14 protein-coding genes are annotated in these 18636 nt (G+C 70.5%); 8 read left to right on the forward strand and 6 right to left on the reverse strand.

Translation table 11 applies throughout. From position 1 onward, the window contains the following. Positions 1-50 precede the first annotated feature (50 nt). Both ACFFR3_RS35570 and ACFFR3_RS35575 read left to right on the forward strand, forming a co-directional pair. The gene (locus ACFFR3_RS35570; protein ID WP_364368242.1) at positions 51-4244 is read left to right on the forward strand and encodes a hybrid sensor histidine kinase/response regulator; all 4194 of its coding nucleotides are present in this window, start codon (positions 51-53) and stop codon (positions 4242-4244) included. 3 nt (positions 4245-4247) lie between these two features. Beyond that, on the forward strand, positions 4248-4877 hold the full coding sequence (locus ACFFR3_RS35575; RefSeq protein WP_345393847.1) for a response regulator: 630 nt from the start codon (positions 4248-4250) through the stop codon (positions 4875-4877). Positions 4878-4943: 66 nt separating this feature from the next. Here the strand turns inward: ACFFR3_RS35575 and ACFFR3_RS35580 are convergent, their stop codons facing one another. Both ACFFR3_RS35580 and ACFFR3_RS35585 read right to left on the reverse strand, forming a co-directional pair. Next, positions 4944-6311 (reverse strand): NYN domain-containing protein, encoded by a 1368-nt coding sequence (locus ACFFR3_RS35580; RefSeq protein WP_345393844.1) that lies wholly within the window; start codon positions 6309-6311, stop codon positions 4944-4946. A 186-nt stretch (positions 6312-6497) separates the two neighbouring features. Further along, the gene (locus ACFFR3_RS35585) at positions 6498-8873 is read right to left on the reverse strand and encodes a sigma-70 family RNA polymerase sigma factor (protein WP_364368246.1); all 2376 of its coding nucleotides are present in this window, start codon (positions 8871-8873) and stop codon (positions 6498-6500) included. Between the two features lie 374 nt (positions 8874-9247). Here ACFFR3_RS35585 and pyrE point away from each other — a divergent pair, with 374 nt between their 5' ends. After that, positions 9248-9781, forward strand: a complete 534-nt coding sequence (gene pyrE, locus ACFFR3_RS35590) for an orotate phosphoribosyltransferase (protein ID WP_345393832.1) — start codon at positions 9248-9250, stop codon at positions 9779-9781. Between the two features lie 122 nt (positions 9782-9903). On the opposite strand, the gene ACFFR3_RS35595 is transcribed toward pyrE, so the two are convergent. Both ACFFR3_RS35595 and ACFFR3_RS35600 read right to left on the reverse strand, forming a co-directional pair. After that, positions 9904-10371 carry a hypothetical protein gene (locus ACFFR3_RS35595; protein WP_364368247.1) on the reverse strand — a complete coding sequence of 156 codons (468 nt, stop codon included), beginning with the start codon at positions 10369-10371 and terminating at the stop codon, positions 9904-9906. Positions 10372-10435: 64 nt separating this feature from the next. Further along, positions 10436-11149, reverse strand: coding sequence for a DedA family protein (locus ACFFR3_RS35600; RefSeq protein WP_364368249.1), 714 nt, complete (start codon positions 11147-11149; stop codon positions 10436-10438). A 130-nt stretch (positions 11150-11279) separates the two neighbouring features. Here ACFFR3_RS35600 and fbaA point away from each other — a divergent pair, with 130 nt between their 5' ends. From fbaA to ACFFR3_RS35615, 3 genes are all read left to right on the forward strand, one after another. Continuing rightward, the gene (gene fbaA / locus ACFFR3_RS35605) at positions 11280-12302 is read left to right on the forward strand and encodes a class II fructose-bisphosphate aldolase (RefSeq protein ID WP_364368252.1); all 1023 of its coding nucleotides are present in this window, start codon (positions 11280-11282) and stop codon (positions 12300-12302) included. 34 nt (positions 12303-12336) lie between these two features. After that, positions 12337-12747, forward strand: a complete 411-nt coding sequence (locus ACFFR3_RS35610) for a DUF3151 domain-containing protein (RefSeq protein ID WP_345393820.1) — start codon at positions 12337-12339, stop codon at positions 12745-12747. A gap of 99 nt (positions 12748-12846) precedes the next feature. Further along, positions 12847-14130, forward strand: a complete 1284-nt coding sequence (locus ACFFR3_RS35615; protein ID WP_345393817.1) for an adenylosuccinate synthase — start codon at positions 12847-12849, stop codon at positions 14128-14130. Between the two features lie 7 nt (positions 14131-14137). Here the strand turns inward: ACFFR3_RS35615 and ACFFR3_RS35620 are convergent, their stop codons facing one another. After that, a complete protein-coding gene (locus ACFFR3_RS35620) occupies positions 14138-14785 on the reverse strand; it encodes a GNAT family N-acetyltransferase (protein ID WP_364368256.1) in 648 nt (215 codons plus the stop codon). A 109-nt stretch (positions 14786-14894) separates the two neighbouring features. Between ACFFR3_RS35620 and ACFFR3_RS35625 the strand changes: the two genes are divergently transcribed. Then, positions 14895-15800 carry a glycerophosphodiester phosphodiesterase family protein gene (locus ACFFR3_RS35625; protein WP_379484576.1) on the forward strand — a complete coding sequence of 302 codons (906 nt, stop codon included), beginning with the start codon at positions 14895-14897 and terminating at the stop codon, positions 15798-15800. On the opposite strand, the gene corA is transcribed toward ACFFR3_RS35625, so the two are convergent. Further along, positions 15801-16916 carry a magnesium/cobalt transporter CorA gene (gene corA, locus ACFFR3_RS35630; RefSeq protein ID WP_425569165.1) on the reverse strand — a complete coding sequence of 372 codons (1116 nt, stop codon included), beginning with the start codon at positions 16914-16916 and terminating at the stop codon, positions 15801-15803. Positions 16917-17309: 393 nt separating this feature from the next. Here corA and purD point away from each other — a divergent pair, with 393 nt between their 5' ends. Continuing rightward, entirely contained in the window at positions 17310-18530 is a 1221-nt protein-coding gene (purD, locus tag ACFFR3_RS35635) for a phosphoribosylamine--glycine ligase (protein ID WP_364368265.1), read from the forward strand. Positions 18531-18636 lie beyond the last annotated feature (106 nt).

Genomic DNA, 18636 nt, shown 5'->3' on the forward strand with positions numbered 1-18636 from the left:
TGACAGACTTGAATCACTCGCCGGAGCCAGTCGCGAGTGAAGGAGGCCCCATGACCACGGCCAAGGCCGAGCCAAGCCCGGAGGAGAGGACGTACACCGAGTCGGATCTCGTGCCCATCCTGGAGACTCTCTTCTCCTGGCGTGACGGCGACTTCCGGCGTCGGGTTCCTCATGCTCCTCCCGGCATTCTGAGCGAGGTGCGGCTGCTGCTCAACGAAGTGGCCGACCGTCGCGAACACCTGGCCAACGAGCTGACCCGCGTACGTAAAGAAGTGGTCAAGGAAGGCCGCTTCGGCGAGCGGCTGACGCCCGGGCCCGGCGTCGGCGCGTGGGCGGAGAGCGTCGAGTCGGTCAACATGCTCATCGACGCCCTGGTGAGCCCGGTGAGCGGCGCGGCCGACGTCATCGACGCGGTCGCCAAGGGCGACCTGTCACGGCGCATCGACCTCGACAGGTCGGCACGCGGCGAGGTGCGCCGGCTCGGCAAGGCCATCAACGGCATGGTCGACCAGCTCGCGCTCTTCAACTCCGAGGTCACCCGCGTGGCCCGCGAGGCGGGCACCGAAGGCCGGCTGGGCGGCAGCGCCAACCTGCGCGGCATGTCGGGCAGCTGGCGCGACCTGACCGAGGCGGTCAACACGATGTCCTCGCGCGTGGCGGCGCAGGTGCGCGACATCGCCGTGGTGACCACCGCCGTGGCCAAGGGCGACCTGAGCCGCAAGGTGACGGTCGACGCCGTGGGCGAGATGTTCGAGCTGAAGAACACCGTCAACACGATGGTCGACCAGCTCTCCGGCTTCGCGGAAGAGGTCACCCGAGTCGCCCGCGAGGTCGGCACCGAGGGCCAGCTGGGCGGCCAGGCGCAGGTGACCGGTGTGTCCGGCGTCTGGAAAGACCTCACCGACAACGTCAACTTCATGGCCAACAACCTCACCTCGCAGGTGCGCAGCATCGCGACGGTGGCGACGGCCGTGGCCCAGGGCAACCTGTCGAAGAAGATCACCGTCGACGCCCAGGGCGAGATCCTGCAGCTGAAGGACACCCTCAACACGATGGTCGACCAGCTGTCGTCCTTCGCCGACGAGGTCACCCGAGTCGCCCGTGAAGTGGGCACCGAGGGCAAGCTGGGCGGCCGGGCCGAGGTCAAGGGCGTGTCGGGCGTCTGGAAGGACCTCACCGACAACGTCAACTCCATGGCGGCCAACCTGACGTACCAGGTGCGCAATATCGCCCAGGTCACCACCGCGGTCGCCAACGGCGACCTCACCCGCAAGATCGACGTCGACGCGCAGGGCGAGATCCTCGAGCTCAAGTCCACCATGAACACGATGGTCGAGCAGCTCTCGTCGTTCGCATCCGAGGTGACCCGAGTCGCCCGAGAGGTCGGCACGGAAGGACAGCTGGGCGGGCAGGCACAGGTAAGAGGTGTGTCGGGGGTCTGGAAGGACCTCACCGACAACGTCAACTCGATGGCCAACAACCTCACCTCCCAAGTACGCCAGATCGCCGCGGTGTCCTCGGCAGTCGCCCAGGGCAACCTGTCGAAGAAGATCACCGTCGACGCCCAGGGCGAGATGCTCCAGCTCAAGGACACCCTCAACACGATGGTGGACCAGCTGTCGTCGTTCGCCGACGAGGTGACCCGTGTCGCCCGTGAAGTGGGCACCGAAGGCCAGCTCGGCGGCCAGGCGCGGGTGAAGGGCGTGTCGGGCGTCTGGAAGGACCTCACCGACAACGTCAACTCGATGGCCAACAACCTGACGTACCAGGTGCGCAACATCGCCGAGGTGACCACCGCGGTCGCCAACGGCGACCTCACCCGCCGCATCGACGTCAACGCCCAGGGCGAGATCCTCGCCCTCAAGACCACCGTCAACCGCATGGTCGACCAGCTGTCGTCGTTCGCCTCCGAGGTCACCCGAGTCGCCCGCGAGGTCGGTACCGAAGGCCAGCTCGGCGGCCAGGCCCGCGTCGAGGGCGTCGAGGGCACCTGGAAGCGGCTCACCGAGAGCGTCAACGAGCTGGCGGGCAGCCTCACCACCCAGATCCGCGCCATCGCGACCGTGACCAGCGCCGTCGCCCGCGGCGACCTGACCCGCTCGATCGCCATCGAGGCGCAGGGCGAGCTGGCCGAGCTCAAGGACAACATCAACTCCATGGTGGGCAGCCTGCGCGAGACCACGCAGGCCAACCAGGAGCAAGACTGGCTCAAGTCGAACCTGGCCCGCATCTCCCGGCTCATGCAGGGCCACCGCGACCTGCTCGAAGTGGCCAAGCTGACGATGAGCGAGCTGACCCCGCTGGTCTCGGCCCGCTACGGCGCCTTCTACAGCATCGATCCCGAGGGCGACCACGAGCTCATCCTCATCGGCGGCTACGGCGTACGCCCCGACCGGGGGCCGCGCCGGCGCTTCGCCATCGGCGAGGGCATCGTCGGGCAGGCCGCGGCCGAGGGCCGGCACATCGTGCTCGACGACGTGCCGCCGGAGTTCATCACCATCGACAGCGGGCTCAGCCGCTCCACGCCCGCGCAGATCGTGGTGCTGCCGATCCTGTTCGAGAACCGCGTGCTCGGCGTGCTGGAGCTGGCCTCGTTCACGCCGTTCGGCGAGGTGCACCTCGACTTCCTGACGCAGCTCGTCGAGACCATCGGCGTCACGATGAACACGATCATCGCCAACTCCCGCACCGAAGACCTGCTCACCGAGTCGCAGCGGCTCACCCGCGAGCTGCAGGAACGCTCCGACGAGCTGCAGCGCCAGCAGGAGGAGCTGCGCAGGTCCAACGCCGAGCTGGAGGACAAGGCGGCGCTGCTGGCCAAGCAGAACCGCGCCATCGAGATCCAGAACTTCCAGATCGAGCAGGCCCGCCGCACGCTGGAGGAGCGCGCCGAGCAGCTCGCGGTCTCCTCGCGCTACAAGTCCGAGTTCCTCGCGAACATGTCCCACGAACTGCGCACGCCGCTCAACAGCCTGCTGGTGCTGGCCAAGCTGCTCACCGAGAACGCCGAGGGCAACCTCACCTCCCAGCAGGTCGAGTTCGCCCGCACGATCCACAGCGCGGGCTCGGCGCTGCTGCAGCTCATCAACGACATGCTCGACCTGTCGAAGGTCGAGGCAGGCCGGATGGACATCCACCCGATCCAGGTCTCGCTGCCGAAGATGGTCGACCTGCTGGAGGCCGCGTTCGCGCCGCTGGCCCAGGACAAGGGGCTGGCCTTCCAGGTGGAGGTCGAGCCCGACGTGCCGCAGGAGCTGCGCGCCGACGAGCAGCGGCTGCAGCAGGTGCTGCGCAACCTGCTGTCCAACGCGGTCAAGTTCACCCCGCGCGGCGAGGTCAAGCTGCGCGTGTCCACGCCGCCGCCGGGCGTGCAGTTCGACGACGACACGCTCCACGACGCCGACGACCTGCTCGCGTTCCAGGTCATCGACACCGGCATCGGCATCGCGCCCGACAAGCGCGACGTCATCTTCGAGGCGTTCCGGCAGGCCGACGGCACCACCAGCCGCAAATACGGCGGCACCGGCCTCGGCCTGGCCATCTGCCGCGACATCGCGCGGCTGCTCGGCGGCGAGATCCACGTCGACAGCGAGCTGGGCAAGGGCAGCACGTTCACGCTCTACCTGCCCGCCTCCTACACCGGCCCGCTGGCCGCCACCGACGGCGGCTCCGCCTCACGGCGCCAGCTCATGACGCCGCCGTCGGAGGAGGTGCCCACCGCCGCCGCCACGCCCGAGCCGCCGCTGCCGCTCGACCTGCCGATGCCCGAGCTGGTCGAGCCGCCCGTCGAGACGCCCAGCCAGTGGCAGGGCGACGACCCGCTCAACGGTGCGAAGATCCTCATCGTCGACGACGACATCCGCAACGTCTTCGCGCTGACCAGCGTGCTGGAACGACACGGCTCCACGGTGGTCTACGCTGAAAACGGACGGGAAGGCATCGAACAGCTCGAACGGAACGAGGACGTCGCGCTCGTGCTGATGGACATCATGATGCCGGAGATGGACGGCTGGGCCACGACCTCCGCCATCCGCCGCATGCCGCAGTTCGCCGACCTGCCGATCATCGCGCTCACCGCCAAGGTCATGCGCGGCGACCGGGAGAAGTCCATCGCGTCCGGCGCGTCCGACTACGTGCCCAAGCCCGTCGACGTCGACCGTCTGCTCGAACGCCTGCGCGGCTGGCTCAGCCGAGGGCGTGGCAGCACCTCAGACGCGTCCGCAGCACCATCCGAAGGGTCGTGATCGATGCCGGAGCGTGCCAAGATCCTCCTCGTCGATGACCGCGAGGAGAACCTGATCGCCCTCGAAGCCATCCTCAGCTCGCTCGACCTGGTGCCGGTGCGCGCCAGATCGGGCGAGGAGGCGCTGAAAGCGCTGCTCAACACCGAGTTCGCGCTGATCCTGCTGGACGTGCGGATGCCCGGCATGGACGGTTTCGAGACGGCCGCCCACATCAAGCGGCGTGAGCGTACCCGGAACATCCCGATCATCTTCCTCACCGTCGTCGACAGCGCGCCCGACTACGCCTTCCGCGGCTACGCGGCGGGCGCCGTCGACTACCTCACCAAGCCGTTCGACCCGTGGGTGCTGCGGGCGAAGGTGTCGGTGTTCACCGAGCTGTACAACATGAACAAGCGGCTCGCCGAGCAGGCCTCGCTGCTGCGCGACCGCCTCAGCGGCGAGCTGCCTCCGGGCGCCGGCGATCAGGCGTCGGTGCTGCCCGAGCTGTCGCGGCGGCTGACGGCCGTCGAGGACGAGCTGGCGAGGGTGCGCGAGCTGGCCCGCAAGTCGCAGGACCCGGCGCTGGCCGTGCCGCTGTCCGATCTCGCCGAGCGCGTGACCCGCCTGCGCGCCGGCTTCGACGCCCTGTCCTGACACCCACCCGGCTGTGTGCCGGGTTCGACGCCCTGTCCTGATCTCTCACCGCCGCGGCGGTGAGGATCACTGGCGGGCGCGTTCCAAAGCGTCCCAGAAGCCGCGCCGCAGCGCGTGGCGTACCTCGTCGTGCAGCAGGAAGTCGATCGGCAGCGACGAGCCCTGGAGCAGGCGGGCCTCAAGGTCGGACGGCATGCGGGGCTTGCGGGCGAGCACCGCCTCAAGCCAGAGGGCGGGCGCGTCGCGGGCGACGGACTCGCCGAAGTCGTGGCCCTCCCTGTGGGCGGCCTTGACGGCGTCGGCCAGCGTGGTCGCGCCCGCCGTGGCGGCGGGCGGGGCGACCGGCGCGGGCTGCGGGCCGGTGTAGGGGCCGAGCTGCGCGGGCTGGTAGGAGCCGCTCGACTGCGCGGCCTGCTGCTGGTAGCTCGTGCTCGACTGGCCGGCCTGGCTGGGCTGCTGGTATGACGTGCTCGACTGGCTCGGCTGCTGGTAGCTGGTGGTCGACTGGCTCTGCTGCTGATAGCTCGTGCTCGGCTGGGCGGGGAACTGGCCGGTGCCGTTGCCGCCCGACTGTGGCTGCGCCTGGATGGGCCCGGTGGCGGGCGCGGGCGCGGGCGGCTGCTCGGGCTGGTAGTTCGCGTACGTCGGCAGCACCGGCGGCGACTGCTGCTGCCCACGCCCTGACGAGGACCCGCCGGAGGAGGCGGCCTGGCCGCTCGACGAGGACCCGGCCGCGTGGCTGCCGGTGGACTGCGGCACCTGGGGCGTCTGCGCGCTCGGCATGGGCGGCAGCGACGACGCCGGCAGCGACGGCTGCGAGGGCTGGGCGGGCGGCAGCGAGTGGGTGGCCTGGCCGTTGCTGAGCGGCTGGTGGTGGCCGTTGGACGCCTCGGTGACGCCGGTGACCAGCGTGACGTAGGGGCGCAGGTGGACCGCCCCCAGCTCGACCAGGTCGTCGCACTCCTGGCGCAGCGACCGCGAGACGGCCCAGCCGCCCTCGGCCGCGATGTGGATGACGCTGACCCTGATGCCGAGGTCCTGCGCGTCGCACACCACCTGCGCCAGGTCCTCGTCGCCGCTGACCACGACCGCGTCGCAGATGGCGGTGTTGCGGGCGAGCGTCATGAGGTCGCGGTGCACCTGGGCGTCGACGCCTTCGCGGCGGCCCGGCCTGATGCGCGAGAGCCGCAGCTTGAGGCCGGGGATGTCGGCCAGCACGTCGTGCTCGGGGGTGCGGCGGCCCTCGACGGTCGCTTCGTACCAGTAGCAGCGCAGCAGCGGCAGGCCGGTGCGCTCGCGTGACAGGCTGGTCATCAGCTGGAGCAGCCCCGGGTAGTCCCAGGCGACCGCTTCGCGATGACGCGTGCCGTGCACGGCCATCGCGCCATCAGCCAGCAGATAGCCAGCGTCCACGAACAGCGCGCAGCGATCCACTGACCCCGCCCCTTTCCTGGTGGTCCGACCTTGCTGGCTCTGCACCGTCAGAGACCGGACTCGGCGGCCCTCTCTCAGGGTAATGAAAGCAGGTGATCGCGCGAGGCTTAATCCCGACGATTCGACTAGCGCTCGCCGTCGTGCCAGACCAATCAGGCGAACCGTACCAGTTTGTCCCGTTCGTGGTCACGGCCGCGCCCGCACGCTCAGCGCGGCCACCCCGAACAGGATCACGTCCTTGTCCGTGACGATCGTCAGCCCTGGATCGACGCCGAGCTCGGCGCTGACCGTGTCGACGTCCACGCCGAAGGTCAGCTCCGCCACGCCGCCGGACGAGCCGTCGAAGACGTTCGCGCGGTCGCGGCCGCCGCCCACAGGGGTCAGCGGGCCTGAGCCGAGCGAGACCTTGTCGCCCTGGAGGTCGGCGTCGCCCTCCCAGGCGACCAGCTCCGCCCTCGCGGGCGCGGCGGCGGGCGTGAGGCCGCCCAGCGGGAGGCGTACGCGGCGGGCCGCGCCGCCGACCACGGTGGCCGTGTCGAGCACCATGGCCTGGCTGTACGGCTCGTCCGGGTCGGTCACGATGAGCACCAGGCTCCAACCGGCGTGGCGGGCGGCGCCCTCGCGCATGGGGGCGTCGGCGGCCCACCACGTGCCGCTCCTGCGGGCGCCTGCCACGAGGTCGCTGACGTCGGCGAACGCCTGGTAGACCGGGCCAGGGGGCAGCTCGCGGACCGCCACGTCGGCGGGCCTGACCGTCACGTAGTGCCGCCGGCCCGGCGGGCGCAGCTTGATCGGCCCCGCCTCCTCACCGGCCGCCGACCAGTAGAGCCCCGCCCACACGATCTCGCCGCCCTTCGGCAACGTCAGCGCCGCGCCGCTCGACGACTCTGTCTCCGGCCGGTCGTCCAGGTCGAGCGCGCTCATCGGCCACAGGTCGTTGTCACGCTGGGTGCCGGCCCTCCTGCGGGCCTCGGCGCAGCTCATGGCGTTGCGCGGGCAGCTCAGCAGCGTGTTGCCGATCGCCCTCACGCTCACCCGCCCGTCGGTGGCGAATCTGGCCGGCGCCCCCATCGCCCGTACGCCATGCTCGGCTCTGGCCCGCACTCGAAGCCCTCCGGCCGCGACGAGCACAGAAGGCCCCTTGCTGTGAGGCGCCTCTCCTGCCACCGCCACGCGCAGGAACACCGCCGTGCCCTGACCGGCCGCCAGCGCCTTCCTGACACACCTGGCCCCGCTTGCCGCCGGCCGGCAACTCCACCCGTCCACCATCCGCACCGGCCCCGCGACGGCGAAGCCTGAGCCGCCCTTCGCGGCGGGGATGAGCGTCACGCCGGCCGGCAAGCGGACGTCGGCGGTGAGGGTGGCGCTCGGGGAGCCGCCGTGGTTGCGGAGGCGGATGGCGATCATGCCGGGCTCGGCGCGGACGAGGGCGCCCAGCGGCTCGATCGTGGCACGCAGTCGCGCGGGGCCCGGTTTCGGCTCGGGGTCGGCCGGCGGTGGCACTCGGGCGGGCGCCTCGCTGGGCGTCGGGGCGCGTACCGGGACCGGGGTCTCGGGGGGCGCCTCTACCTGCACCGGGTCGGGCGTGGCGGGCGACTGCGCGACCGGCGTGAACGCGGGCGGCTCGGCCCGCAGCGGGCGCTCGTCGGACACCAGCAGCAGCCCGGCCGCCGTGGCCACCAGCACCGCCGTGCCGCCCGCCAGCATGGCCTGCTGCTGCCTGGACGCCCGGCGCAGCCGCCGCACCACGCCCAGCAGACCCCCGGCGCCGCCGCCCGCCATCACCTTGGCCAGCGCCGCGGCGTAGCCGCCGAACATCGGCCCGGCGATCAGCGGGCCCACCATGACGCGCAGGCCCCTGTTGACGTCGGTCAGCTCGAGCAGCACCCCATGGCACTCCTCGCACGCCTTGACGTGGTCGTCCACCGTCTTGGAGTCGCGCCGCGCCAGCCCGCCGCGTACGTAGGCGCCCATCTTGCCCAGCACAGGACGGCACTCGCGCTGCGGCGGCGCGCCCAGATGCATCTGCAGGTACGCCTGCCGCAGCCCCTCCCTCGCCCGGTACGCCAGCGCCGCCACGCCGTTGGCCGACAACCCCAGCAGCGGCGCCACCTCCGCCGGCCTGGCCCGCTCGACCTCGGTGTGCCACAGCACGGCCCGCCACCGCTCGGGCAGCGACAGGTACGCCCTGGCGATCAGCGACTTCTCCAGCCCCACCAGGGCGGGGTCGACGAAAGGCACACCCGGGTCGTACTGCTCGATCTCGCCCGTACTCACCTGGCGGCTCTCGACGCGCGACCGGTCGTGGACCGTGCGGCGCACGACGGTGAGCAGGTAGGTGCGGAAACCCGAGTCGGGCCCCCCGCCCCTGCCGACCAGGTCGAGGATCTTCGTGAACGCCTCCGCCACGACGTCCTCGACCTCGGCGCTCCTGACGAGCTGCCGGGCCAGGGCGCGCGCCGCCGCCACGTGACGCTCGTAGAGCTGCCCGTAAGCAGCGGCATTGCCCTCTCTGACCGCCTGAAGCAGCTCTGCGTCGCTCTGCGGCGATTCAGTACCCATAGTGACCTCACGATTACGCGGGGTTGCCCGCGCAATCATTCCGCACTCCCCCCAATGACTAAACCGGGTATGCGCCTTTACTCCAGCACCCGTCCCGGAACCCCAAGTTCCCGCCCGCACGGGCGAAGGTCGTGGGAGGGGGACGGGACCCCGCGCGTGCGGAGCTGGGCAGGCGCGAGGCTGGGCAGGCGCGAGGCTGGGCGGACCGGCGTGGCTGGGCGGGCGCGCAAGGCTGGGCAGGCACGTGGCTGGGCAGACCGGCGTGGCTGGGCGGGCGCGCAAGGCTGGGCAGGCACGTGGCTGGGCGGACCGGCGTGGCTGGGCGGGTGGGGCTGGGCCCTGGCTGGGGTGGGGTGGAGCCTAAGCTTGGGCGCATGACGGATCGCGACACCCTCCTGGCCGAGATCACGAAGAAGGCCATCGTGCACGGCAAGGTCACCCTGTCCTCCGGCAAGGAGGCCGACTTCTATCTCGATCTGCGGCGCATCACGCTCGACGGCGTGGCGGCGCCGCTCGTCGGGCGGGTGATGCTCGACCTGACCGCCGACCTCGACTACGACGCCGTCGGCGGGCTCACCATGGGGGCCGACCCGGTGGCGGTCGCGATGCTGCACGCGGCGGCGGCTCGGGGGCGGACGCTCGATGCGTTCGTGGTGCGCAAGGCGCAGAAGGCCCATGGCATGCAGCGGCGGATCGAGGGGCCCGAGGTCAAGGGGCGGCGGGTGCTGGTCGTCGAGGACACCTCCACCACGGGGTCGTCCCCGCTGACCGCTGTGGAGGCGTTGCGTGAGGCGGGCGCCGAGGTGGTGGCCGTCGCGACGATCGTCGACCGTGGCGCCACCGAGCGCGTCACGGCGGAAGGGCTCGAATACCGCACGGGTTACACACTGGCCGACCTCGGCCTCTAACTCGACTTACGCACCCTGCGCGCCGGCCGGCCTTGGCCCTGGCTTGATCTGGGCGGCCTGCGCCGGGTTCCGGCTCAGCTCACGTCCTAACCGGTCGGCCCCGCCTCTGGCCGCCCGGCCCGTCAGTCGGGGGACGTGACCGTGAAGGCTTCGCGTTCGCCTTCGGCGCCCTGTTCGCGGGGCTTGCCGTTCGCCGTGACGCGGACGGTGCCGGCGTCGGTCAGGACCACGTCCAGCTCCGGCTCGAAGTAGCTGACCTCCTCGCCGCGGCTCATGTCGCGGTAGTGGAGGACGTCGCCGCCCGGTACGCGGACCGTGACCAGGGGGCAGTTCTCGGCGAGGCATTCGATGCGTACGGTGGGCACCCGCGCGGTGCTCGCCGGGGTGGCGTCAGAGGTCGCGTCAGGCGTGGCGGTGTCGGTGGCGGGGGCACGCTCGCGCGAGCGCTCGGGGGCGGCCTCGCCGATCGAGCCGACCGAGCCGAGCAGTGCCCGCCCGCCGACGAACAGGAGTGCCACCACCGCTGACGCGCCCAGGACGAGGAGCGCTAATCGGGCGAGGCCCATCGGTTCAGACCTGTGGCGTCCCACAGGGGGCAGCGTACCTGGAGATGATCCGCCTCGCCCGGCTCATGAGCGGCCGGGCGGCGGGCGGTCAGAATTGGCCGTCGAAGCCCGTCGGCACGCGGTGGTGCTTGCCGCTGGGCTCGGGGAGTTGCTTGCCGGCCCTGCGGTGCTTGATGGCCTCGACGAAGATCGGGATCAGCGAGATGAGCACGATGAGGAAGACGCCGGGCAGGATGTACTTGTCGATCTGCTTGGGGTCGACCTGGCCGCCCAGGAAGTAGCCGAGGAAGAGCAGGCCCTCGACCCAGACGAGGCCGCCGATGACGTTCCAGAGGAAGAAACGCTTGGGGGTCATGCCGAGCACGCCGGCGACGGGATTCATGAACGTGCGGACGATCGGCACGAACCTCGCCAGAATGACCGCCTTGGCGGGACCGAACTTCTCGAAGAACTCTTCCGCCCTGACCACGTGGTCGCGCTTGAACAGCCGCGAATCGGGTTTGTCGAACATCTTGCGGCCGAATCGCGCACCGAGGAAATGCCCGAGCTGAGCGCCGGCGATGGCGCAGAGGGGTGTGCCGATCACGAGGAGGGGGAAAGAGAGCGGCTCGATGCCCATCCCTTTCGCGACCTCGGCCGCACTGAAAATCCCCGCCGCCACCAGCAGCGAGTCGCCAGGCAGGAAGAACCCGAGCAGGAGCCCCGTTTCGGCGAAGATGATGGCGAGCACTCCGATAGTGGCAAAAGCCCCCAAAAGGGTCAGCCACCATGTCGGGTCAAGGAGATTCAAGAGCGAGTCCACGGGGGGAGAGCCTACCTGTAGCCAGGATGCGCGAGATGACCATCAAGCGCGCGTTGTCTCTACCACAGCGGGTAGTGAGCCGGGATACTGGGCCCTGGCGCGAAGCCGTAACTTCTCAGGGAGATGAATCATGCCTATTGCGACTCCAGAGGTCTACGCTGAGATGCTCGACCGGGCCAAGGCCGGCGGATTCGCCTACCCGGCGATCAACGTGACCTCCTCCCAGACGCTGAACGCCGCACTGCGCGGCTTCGCCGAGGCCGAGAGCGACGGCATCGTGCAGGTCTCCACAGGCGGTGCGGAGTTCCTCTCGGGCGCCACGGTCAAGGACATGGTCACGGGCGCGACGGCGCTCGCCGAGTACGCGCGGGTGGTGGCCGCGAAATACCCCGTCACGGTGGCGCTGCACACCGACCACTGCCCGAAGGACAAGCTCGACGGCTTCATGCGGCCGCTGATCGACATCTCGCTGGAGCGGGTCTCCAAGGGCCTCGACCCGCTCTTCCAGTCGCACATGTGGGACGGCTCCGCCGTTCCGCTGGACGAGAACCTGGAGATCGCCAAGGAACTCCTGGAGAAGTGCGCCAGGGCGCGGATCATCATGGAGATGGAGATCGGCGTCGTCGGCGGCGAGGAGGACGGCGTCGTCGGCGAGATCAACGAGAAGCTGTACACGACGGCCGAGGACGCGCTGGCCACCGCCGAGGCCGTGGGCGTCGGCGACAAGGGCCGCTACATGCTGGCCGCCACGTTCGGCAACGTGCACGGGGTGTACAAGCCGGGCCACGTCAAGCTGCGGCCGAGCGTGCTCAAGGAGATCCAGGACGCGGTGGGCGCGAAGTACGGCAAGGACAAGCCGTTCGACCTGGTCTTCCACGGCGGCTCCGGCTCGCTGCTCGAGGAGATCCAGGAGGCCATCTCGTACGGCGTGGTGAAGATGAACGTCGACACCGACACGCAGTACGCCTTCACCCGCCCGATCGCCGACCACATGTTCCGCAACTACGACGGCGTGCTCAAGGTCGACGGTGACGTCGGCAACAAGAAGACCTACGACCCCCGCGCGTACGGCAAGGCCGCCGAGGCCGGCATGGCCGCCCGCGTGGTCGAGGCGTGCCAGAGCCTGAAGAGCGCTGGGACGAAGATCTCCTAGTCATTTGGGCGGCGCGGCGGGTATGACTTGTCCTATGGATAACCTTCTCGCCGGGCCGCCCCCGACTCAGCTGCCGGACCTCCCCGAGGCCAGGCAGGCACTGGAATCCGGTGCCAAGGCCGCCGACGTGGCCGCGCGTTTCCCCGCCTATCCGGCGGCCTGGGCTGCTCTCGCTGAGGAATACTTCGCCCAGGGCCACGCCGTGACCTCCTACGCCTTCGCCCGTACGGGCTACCACCGCGGGCTCGACGCGCTGCGCCGCAGCGGCTGGAAGGGACATGGGCCCATCCCGTGGGAGCATGAGCCCAACCGGGGTTTCCTGCGCTGCCTCTACGCTTTGTCCCGCGCCGCGCAGGCGATCGGTGAGAAGGACGAGGCCGAGCGGTGCCTGCAGTTCCTCAAGGACAGCACGGCGACCGGCTACGACGCGCTGACCAAGGGCTGACTCTTGGGACGAATAGGCACGTTCGGGTAGTCTCTCTACGCAAGAGCCCCTGTCGCGCTTGCGTCAGGGGTTTTCGTTTTGTGCTCGGGAGACTGAACCATGCCGGCTGCCGTTCTCGTGGGTGCCCAGTGGGGCGATGAGGGCAAGGGCAAGGCCACCGACCTGCTCGGTGGCGACGTCGACTACGTCGTCCGCTATCAGGGGGGCAACAACGCGGGTCACACCGTGGTCATCGGTGATCAGAAGTACGCGCTGCACCTGCTCCCCACGGGGATCCTGTCGCCGGAGGTGGTGCCGGTGATCGGCAACGGCGTGGTGATCGACCCGGGAGTGCTGCTCAGCGAGATCGACGGGCTGGCCGAGCGGGGCATCTCCGCCGAGCGGCTGCTGATCTCGGCGAGCGCGCACCTGATCATGCCGCACCACAAGGCCCTCGACAAGGTGACCGAACGCTACCTGGGCAAGGCCAGGATCGGCACCACCGGACGCGGCATCGGGCCCGCGTACGGAGACAAGATCGCCCGGATGGGCGTGCGCGTCCAGGACCTGCTCGACCCGGGCATCCTGGCGAAGAAGATCGAGGTCGCGCTGACCGAGAAGAACCAGGTGCTGACCAAGGTCTACAACCGCCGCGGCATCGACCCGGCGGCGGTGCTCGACGAGTACCTCGCCTACGCCGAGCGGCTCAAGCCGCACATCGCCGACACCTCGCTGGTGCTGTCGAAGGCCCTGGACGAGGACAAGTTCGTGCTGCTTGAGGGCGGTCAGGGCACGCTGCTGGACATCGACCACGGCACGTACCCGTTCGTCACCTCCTCCTCGCCGACCTCGGGCGGCGCGTGCGCGGGGGCGGGCATCCCGCCGAACCGGCTCACCAAGATCATCGGCATCCTCAAGGCGTACACCACGCGCGTCGGCTCCGGTCCCTTCCCGACCGAGCTGACCGACGAGGTGGGCGAGTGGCTGCGCAAGACCGGCGGCGAGTACGGCGTCACCACGGGCCGCAACCGCCGCTGCGGCTGGTTCGACGCGGTGATCGCCCGCTACGCGACCAGGATCAACGGCATCACCGACTACTTCCTCACCAAGCTCGACGTGCTGTCGGGCCTGGAGCGGATCCCGGTGTGCGTGGCGTACGAGGTGGACGGCGTACGCCACGACGAGATCCCGATGACGCAGACCGACTTCCACCACGCGAAGCCGATCTACGAGGAGTTCCCCGGCTGGCAGGAGGACATCTCCAGCGCCAAGTCGTTCGAGGACCTGCCGCCGAACGCGCAGGCGTACGTGCGCACGCTGGAGGCGATGAGCGGCGCCCCGATCTCGGCGATCGGCGTGGGCCCTGGCCGCGACCAGACGATCGTGGTGCGCCCGCTGGTGTGACCCCGCGCTACGCGGTGAGGACGGCCGCCGTCACGGGGGTGTGCAGGCTCCACCCGAGCGTGGAGTAGAGCGCCTGCCCCTGGGCGGTGGCCACCAGGACGCCCGTGGTGGCGCCCATCGAGGCCGCCGTGGTCGCGACCGTCTTCATGACGACGGTGCCGAGGCCGCGGCGGCGATGTCCCGCGGCGGTCTCCACCTGGTCCACGACGGCCGTGCGGCCGGCGACGGCGAACTGGCCGCGCGCCGCGACCTCGCCTGCGGCGGTGAGCAGCCGGGCCACGGTGACGCCGGCCCGCGTGGTGACGGCCAGCGTGTAGCCGGGTGGCGCGGGCACGGGGTCGCGGGTGAGGCGGGCGGTCATCATGAACTCCCGGTCCTGGACGGCCCAGGGGGCCGGGAGCAGCGGTTCGACGGCCTCGGCGGGGGCGCAGAGCTTGAGCCAGGTGCCGGGCGTCCGGATGGTGGCCGTCAGGCGGCGGAGGATCTCGGGGGTCGGCGCGGCCACGACGTGGCGGGCCACGTGACCGGGCAGTCCGACGTCCACGCGCAGGCCCCAGGGCTCGCGTACGGGCCTGGGGGCTTTGCGGGAGATGACCCACCCATCAACCCATGCCCGGACTGTCGGGAAATGGGCTGCTTTGAGAACCTCCGTCATGAAGAACAGCCTATTGTCTGACCCGATCCGCCCGACCGGGCGTATCAGGATGAAAAGGACACGGCGTGGCACTGCCTGAGAGGGCCCCCGGCCAGGTAGGGTCCCGGTTGTGCGCGTTGAGATACATGGTCACCGGGGGGCTCGCGGCCTCTGGCCCGAGAACACCCTGCCCGGGATGAGCCGCACGATGGAGCTGGGCGTCCACGCGCTGGAGCTCGACGTCGCGCTCACCGCCGACCGCCGGCTCGTGCTCACGCACGACCTCACGGTCTCGGCCGTCACCAGCGCCGACCGGCGGCCGGCCCACCCCGGCGATCCCCACTATCCTTACGTCGGCAAGCCCATCAACTCCCTGACGCTGGCGCAGCTGCGCACGCTCGACGTGGGCGTACGCCTGCCGCGCCACCCCAACGACCCGTTCGCCCTCACGCAGGTCCCCATGCCCGAGACCCGCATGCCGACGCTCGGCGCGGTGCTGGGGCTGATCAACGCCTACGAGGCCGACGGCGTCCGCGTGCACGTCGAGCTGAAGTCCGACCCGACGCGGCCGCACCTGACGTCCGACCCCCAGCTGTTCACCGAGATGGTGCTCGAAGAGCTCGACCGGCACCGCAGGCTCGACAACGCGGCCGTGCTCAGCTTCGACTGGCGGATCATCAGGCACGCCGCCGAGCTGGCGCCGGGCACCCGGCGCTTCGCGCTCATCGAGCTCGACACCCTCCACTGGAACGAGGGCGTCGGAGACGACGTGCCGGCGGCGGCGCGCGACGCGGGCGCCACCACGCTCTCGCCCGAGCACATCATGGTCGACGAGACGCTGATGGCCCAGGCGCGGGCCGCCGGGCTCGACGTCGCGGTGTGGACCGTCAACGACCCGGCCCTGGCGGCCAGGATGCTCGATCTGGGCGCGGCCGGCATCGTGACCGACTACCCCGACCGGATGCGGGACCTTTGGCGGGAGCGGGGCCTTGAGCTGCCCGATCCGGTCGGCCCGCTCAAGCCGGTGGGCGTCTAGCTAGAGCCAGCCGTTGCGGCGGAAGCCCCGGTGCAGCAGCACGCAGGCCGTCGCCATGACGGCCAGCACCGCCGGATAGCCCCACACCGTGTGGGTCTCGGGCATGAAGTCGAAGTTCATGCCGTAGATGCCGGCGATCATCGTGGGTACGGCCAGGATCGCCACCCAGGACGAGATCTTGCGCATGTCCTCGTTGGCGAGGGCGTTAGAGCGTGCCAGCGCGGCCTGCAGGATCGAGCTGCACAGCTCGTTCGACGAATCCACCTGCTCGCACACCCGCGACAGGTGGTCGCCGACGTCGCGGAAGTATTCGCGCATCTCCGACGGGACGACGCGGCGCTGCGGCAGCGCCGACAGCGGCGCCTGCAGCGGCGTGACCGCCCGCTTCATCTCCAGCATCTCGCGCTTGAGCTGGTAGATCCGGTTGATGTCGCGGGAGCTGACGTCGGCGAAGACGGTGGCCTCGACCTCCTCGAGCTCCAGCTGCATCAGGTCGGCCACCTGCAGGTACTGGTCGACCACGTGGTCGGCGATGGCGTGCAGGACGCCGGCCGGGCCGCGGTTCATCAGCTCTGGCCGGTCCTCCAGGCGCTCGCGGACGCAGCTGAGCGGGCAGTGCCGGCCGTGGCGCACGGTCACCACGAAGTCCGCGCCGAGGAACACCATGATCTCGCCGGTGGCGATGATCTCGCTGTTGTCGGTCAGCTCGCCGTGGTCGAGGTAGGCGATGGTCTTGAGCACCATGAACAAGGAGTCGCCGTAGCGCTCGACCTTCGGACGCTGGTGGGCCTTGACGGCGTCCTCGACGGCGAGGGGGTGCAGGCCGAAGACACCGGCCAGCCACTCGACCTCGGGGGCGGCGGGCTCGTGCAGGCCGACCCAGACGAAGGCGTTGGCGCCGCCCTCGGAGGCGGTGTTGTGCCCGCGTACGAGGTCGAGCGCCTCGTTGATGCCGGTGGCCGGCACCTTCCTGCCCTGGACGTAGGCGCCGAACTCGACGACGGAGTCGCCGGGCGGCACGCGTACGTGGGAGGCGGGCTTCACGTGCTGGTGCGGAGCACGCGACGGTACGGAGGAGTGTCGGTTGATGCGACGGAAAAGGGTGGACGAGCGCATGGCAGTCCCTTTCCGCCCGACCAGGCACGCTCCACGCGCGACGAAGTCACCTCAATCAAACACAGATGCGTGGAGGCACGATCAGGCTGCCGAATTGGAGTGGTCGGGGGTATGCACGGCGTACGTGTGCGAGCACGTACTGCTGGGATCACCAGGATTCATCCCGGACCACCTCCAATCACGCGAGACGCCGCAAAGCCGCCTTAACCTACCACAGGCGGGAAGAACCTCTTCGACGATACTCGTCCCCAGGCCCCCGCCTAGGGCGAACTCCACAAAGTTTCTTGCCTATTCCGGCATTCCGCGTCATCGCGCCGTCATCACCGCTGTGGTCTCCGGTGTCATCGCGACCGGCGACCCGCGTCAGGCGGTGGGCCTGCGACAATGGAGCCCGTGCGCGTTCTAGTCATTGGATCCGGAGGGCGTGAGCACGCCCTGTGCCGTTCACTCAAGCTCGATCCGCAGGTCAGCGAGCTTCACTGTGCGCCAGGCAACCCTGGCATCGAGGAGGTCGCGACCGTCCATCCCGTCGATCCGCTCGACCCCGAGCAGGTGGCCGAGCTGGCCAGGCGGCTGCGGGTCGATCTCGTGGTGATCGGGCCGGAGGCGCCGCTCGTGGCCGGGGTGAGCGACGCCGTACGCGAGGCCGGCTTCGCCTGCTTCGGCCCCTCGCGCGACGCGGCCATGATCGAGGGCTCCAAGGCGTTCGCCAAGGAGATCATGACCGCCGCCGACGTGCCGACCGCGCGCTCGCGCACCTGCACGACCGAGGCGGAGGCGGCGGCGGCGCTCGACGAGTTCGGTGCCCCCTACGTCGTCAAGGACGACGGGCTCGCGGCGGGCAAGGGCGTCGTCGTCACCGACGACCGCGCCGCGGCGCTCGCCCACGCGCTGGCCTGCGAGCGGGTGGTCATCGAGGAATACCTCGACGGGCCCGAGGTGTCGCTGTTCGCGCTGTGCGACGGCAGCACGGCGGTGCCGCTGCAGCTCGCCCAGGACTTCAAGCGCGCCTACGACGGCGACGAGGGCCCCAACACCGGCGGCATGGGCGCCTACACGCCGCTGCCGTGGGCCCCCGACGGGCTGACCGAGCAGGTCATGCGCGAGGTCGTGCACCCGACGATCGCCGAGCTGACCCGGCGCGGGCTGCCCTACCAGGGCGTGCTCTACGTCGGGCTCGCGCTCACCGCGAAGGGGCCGAAGGTGGTCGAGTTCAACGCCCGGTTCGGCGACCCCGAGACGCAGGTGCTGCTCGACCGGCTGGAGACGCCGCTCGGCGGGCTGCTCATGGCCGCCGCCACCGGTGAGCTGGGGCTCGACCCCGTCTTCAAGGACGGCTCGGCCGTGTGCGTGGTGATCGCCTCCGAGGGCTATCCCGAGTCGCCGGTCAAGGGCGACCCGATCACCGGGCTCCAGTCCACCGACCGGGCCTACGTGCTGCACGCCGGCACGGCCAGGAAGGACGGCGCCGTCGTGTCGGCCGGTGGGCGGGTGCTCGGTGTCGTCGGTCACGGGCCCGACCAGGAGAGCGCGCGGCGGGCGGCGTACGAGCTGGCCGACCGCATCGAGCTGCGCGGCTCCCACCACCGCACGGACATCGCGCCCGTCCGCTGACCGCAGGACCACGACACGACGACGCCACAACGACGACACGACGGCTGACCGCAGGACGACGACACGACGACGACACGGGGCGGCCGCTCCGGCGGGAGGGCGGGGG

It is taken from the genome of Nonomuraea salmonea (genome assembly GCF_042428605.1).
GTDB lineage: Bacteria > Actinomycetota > Actinomycetes > Streptosporangiales > Streptosporangiaceae > Nonomuraea > Nonomuraea salmonea.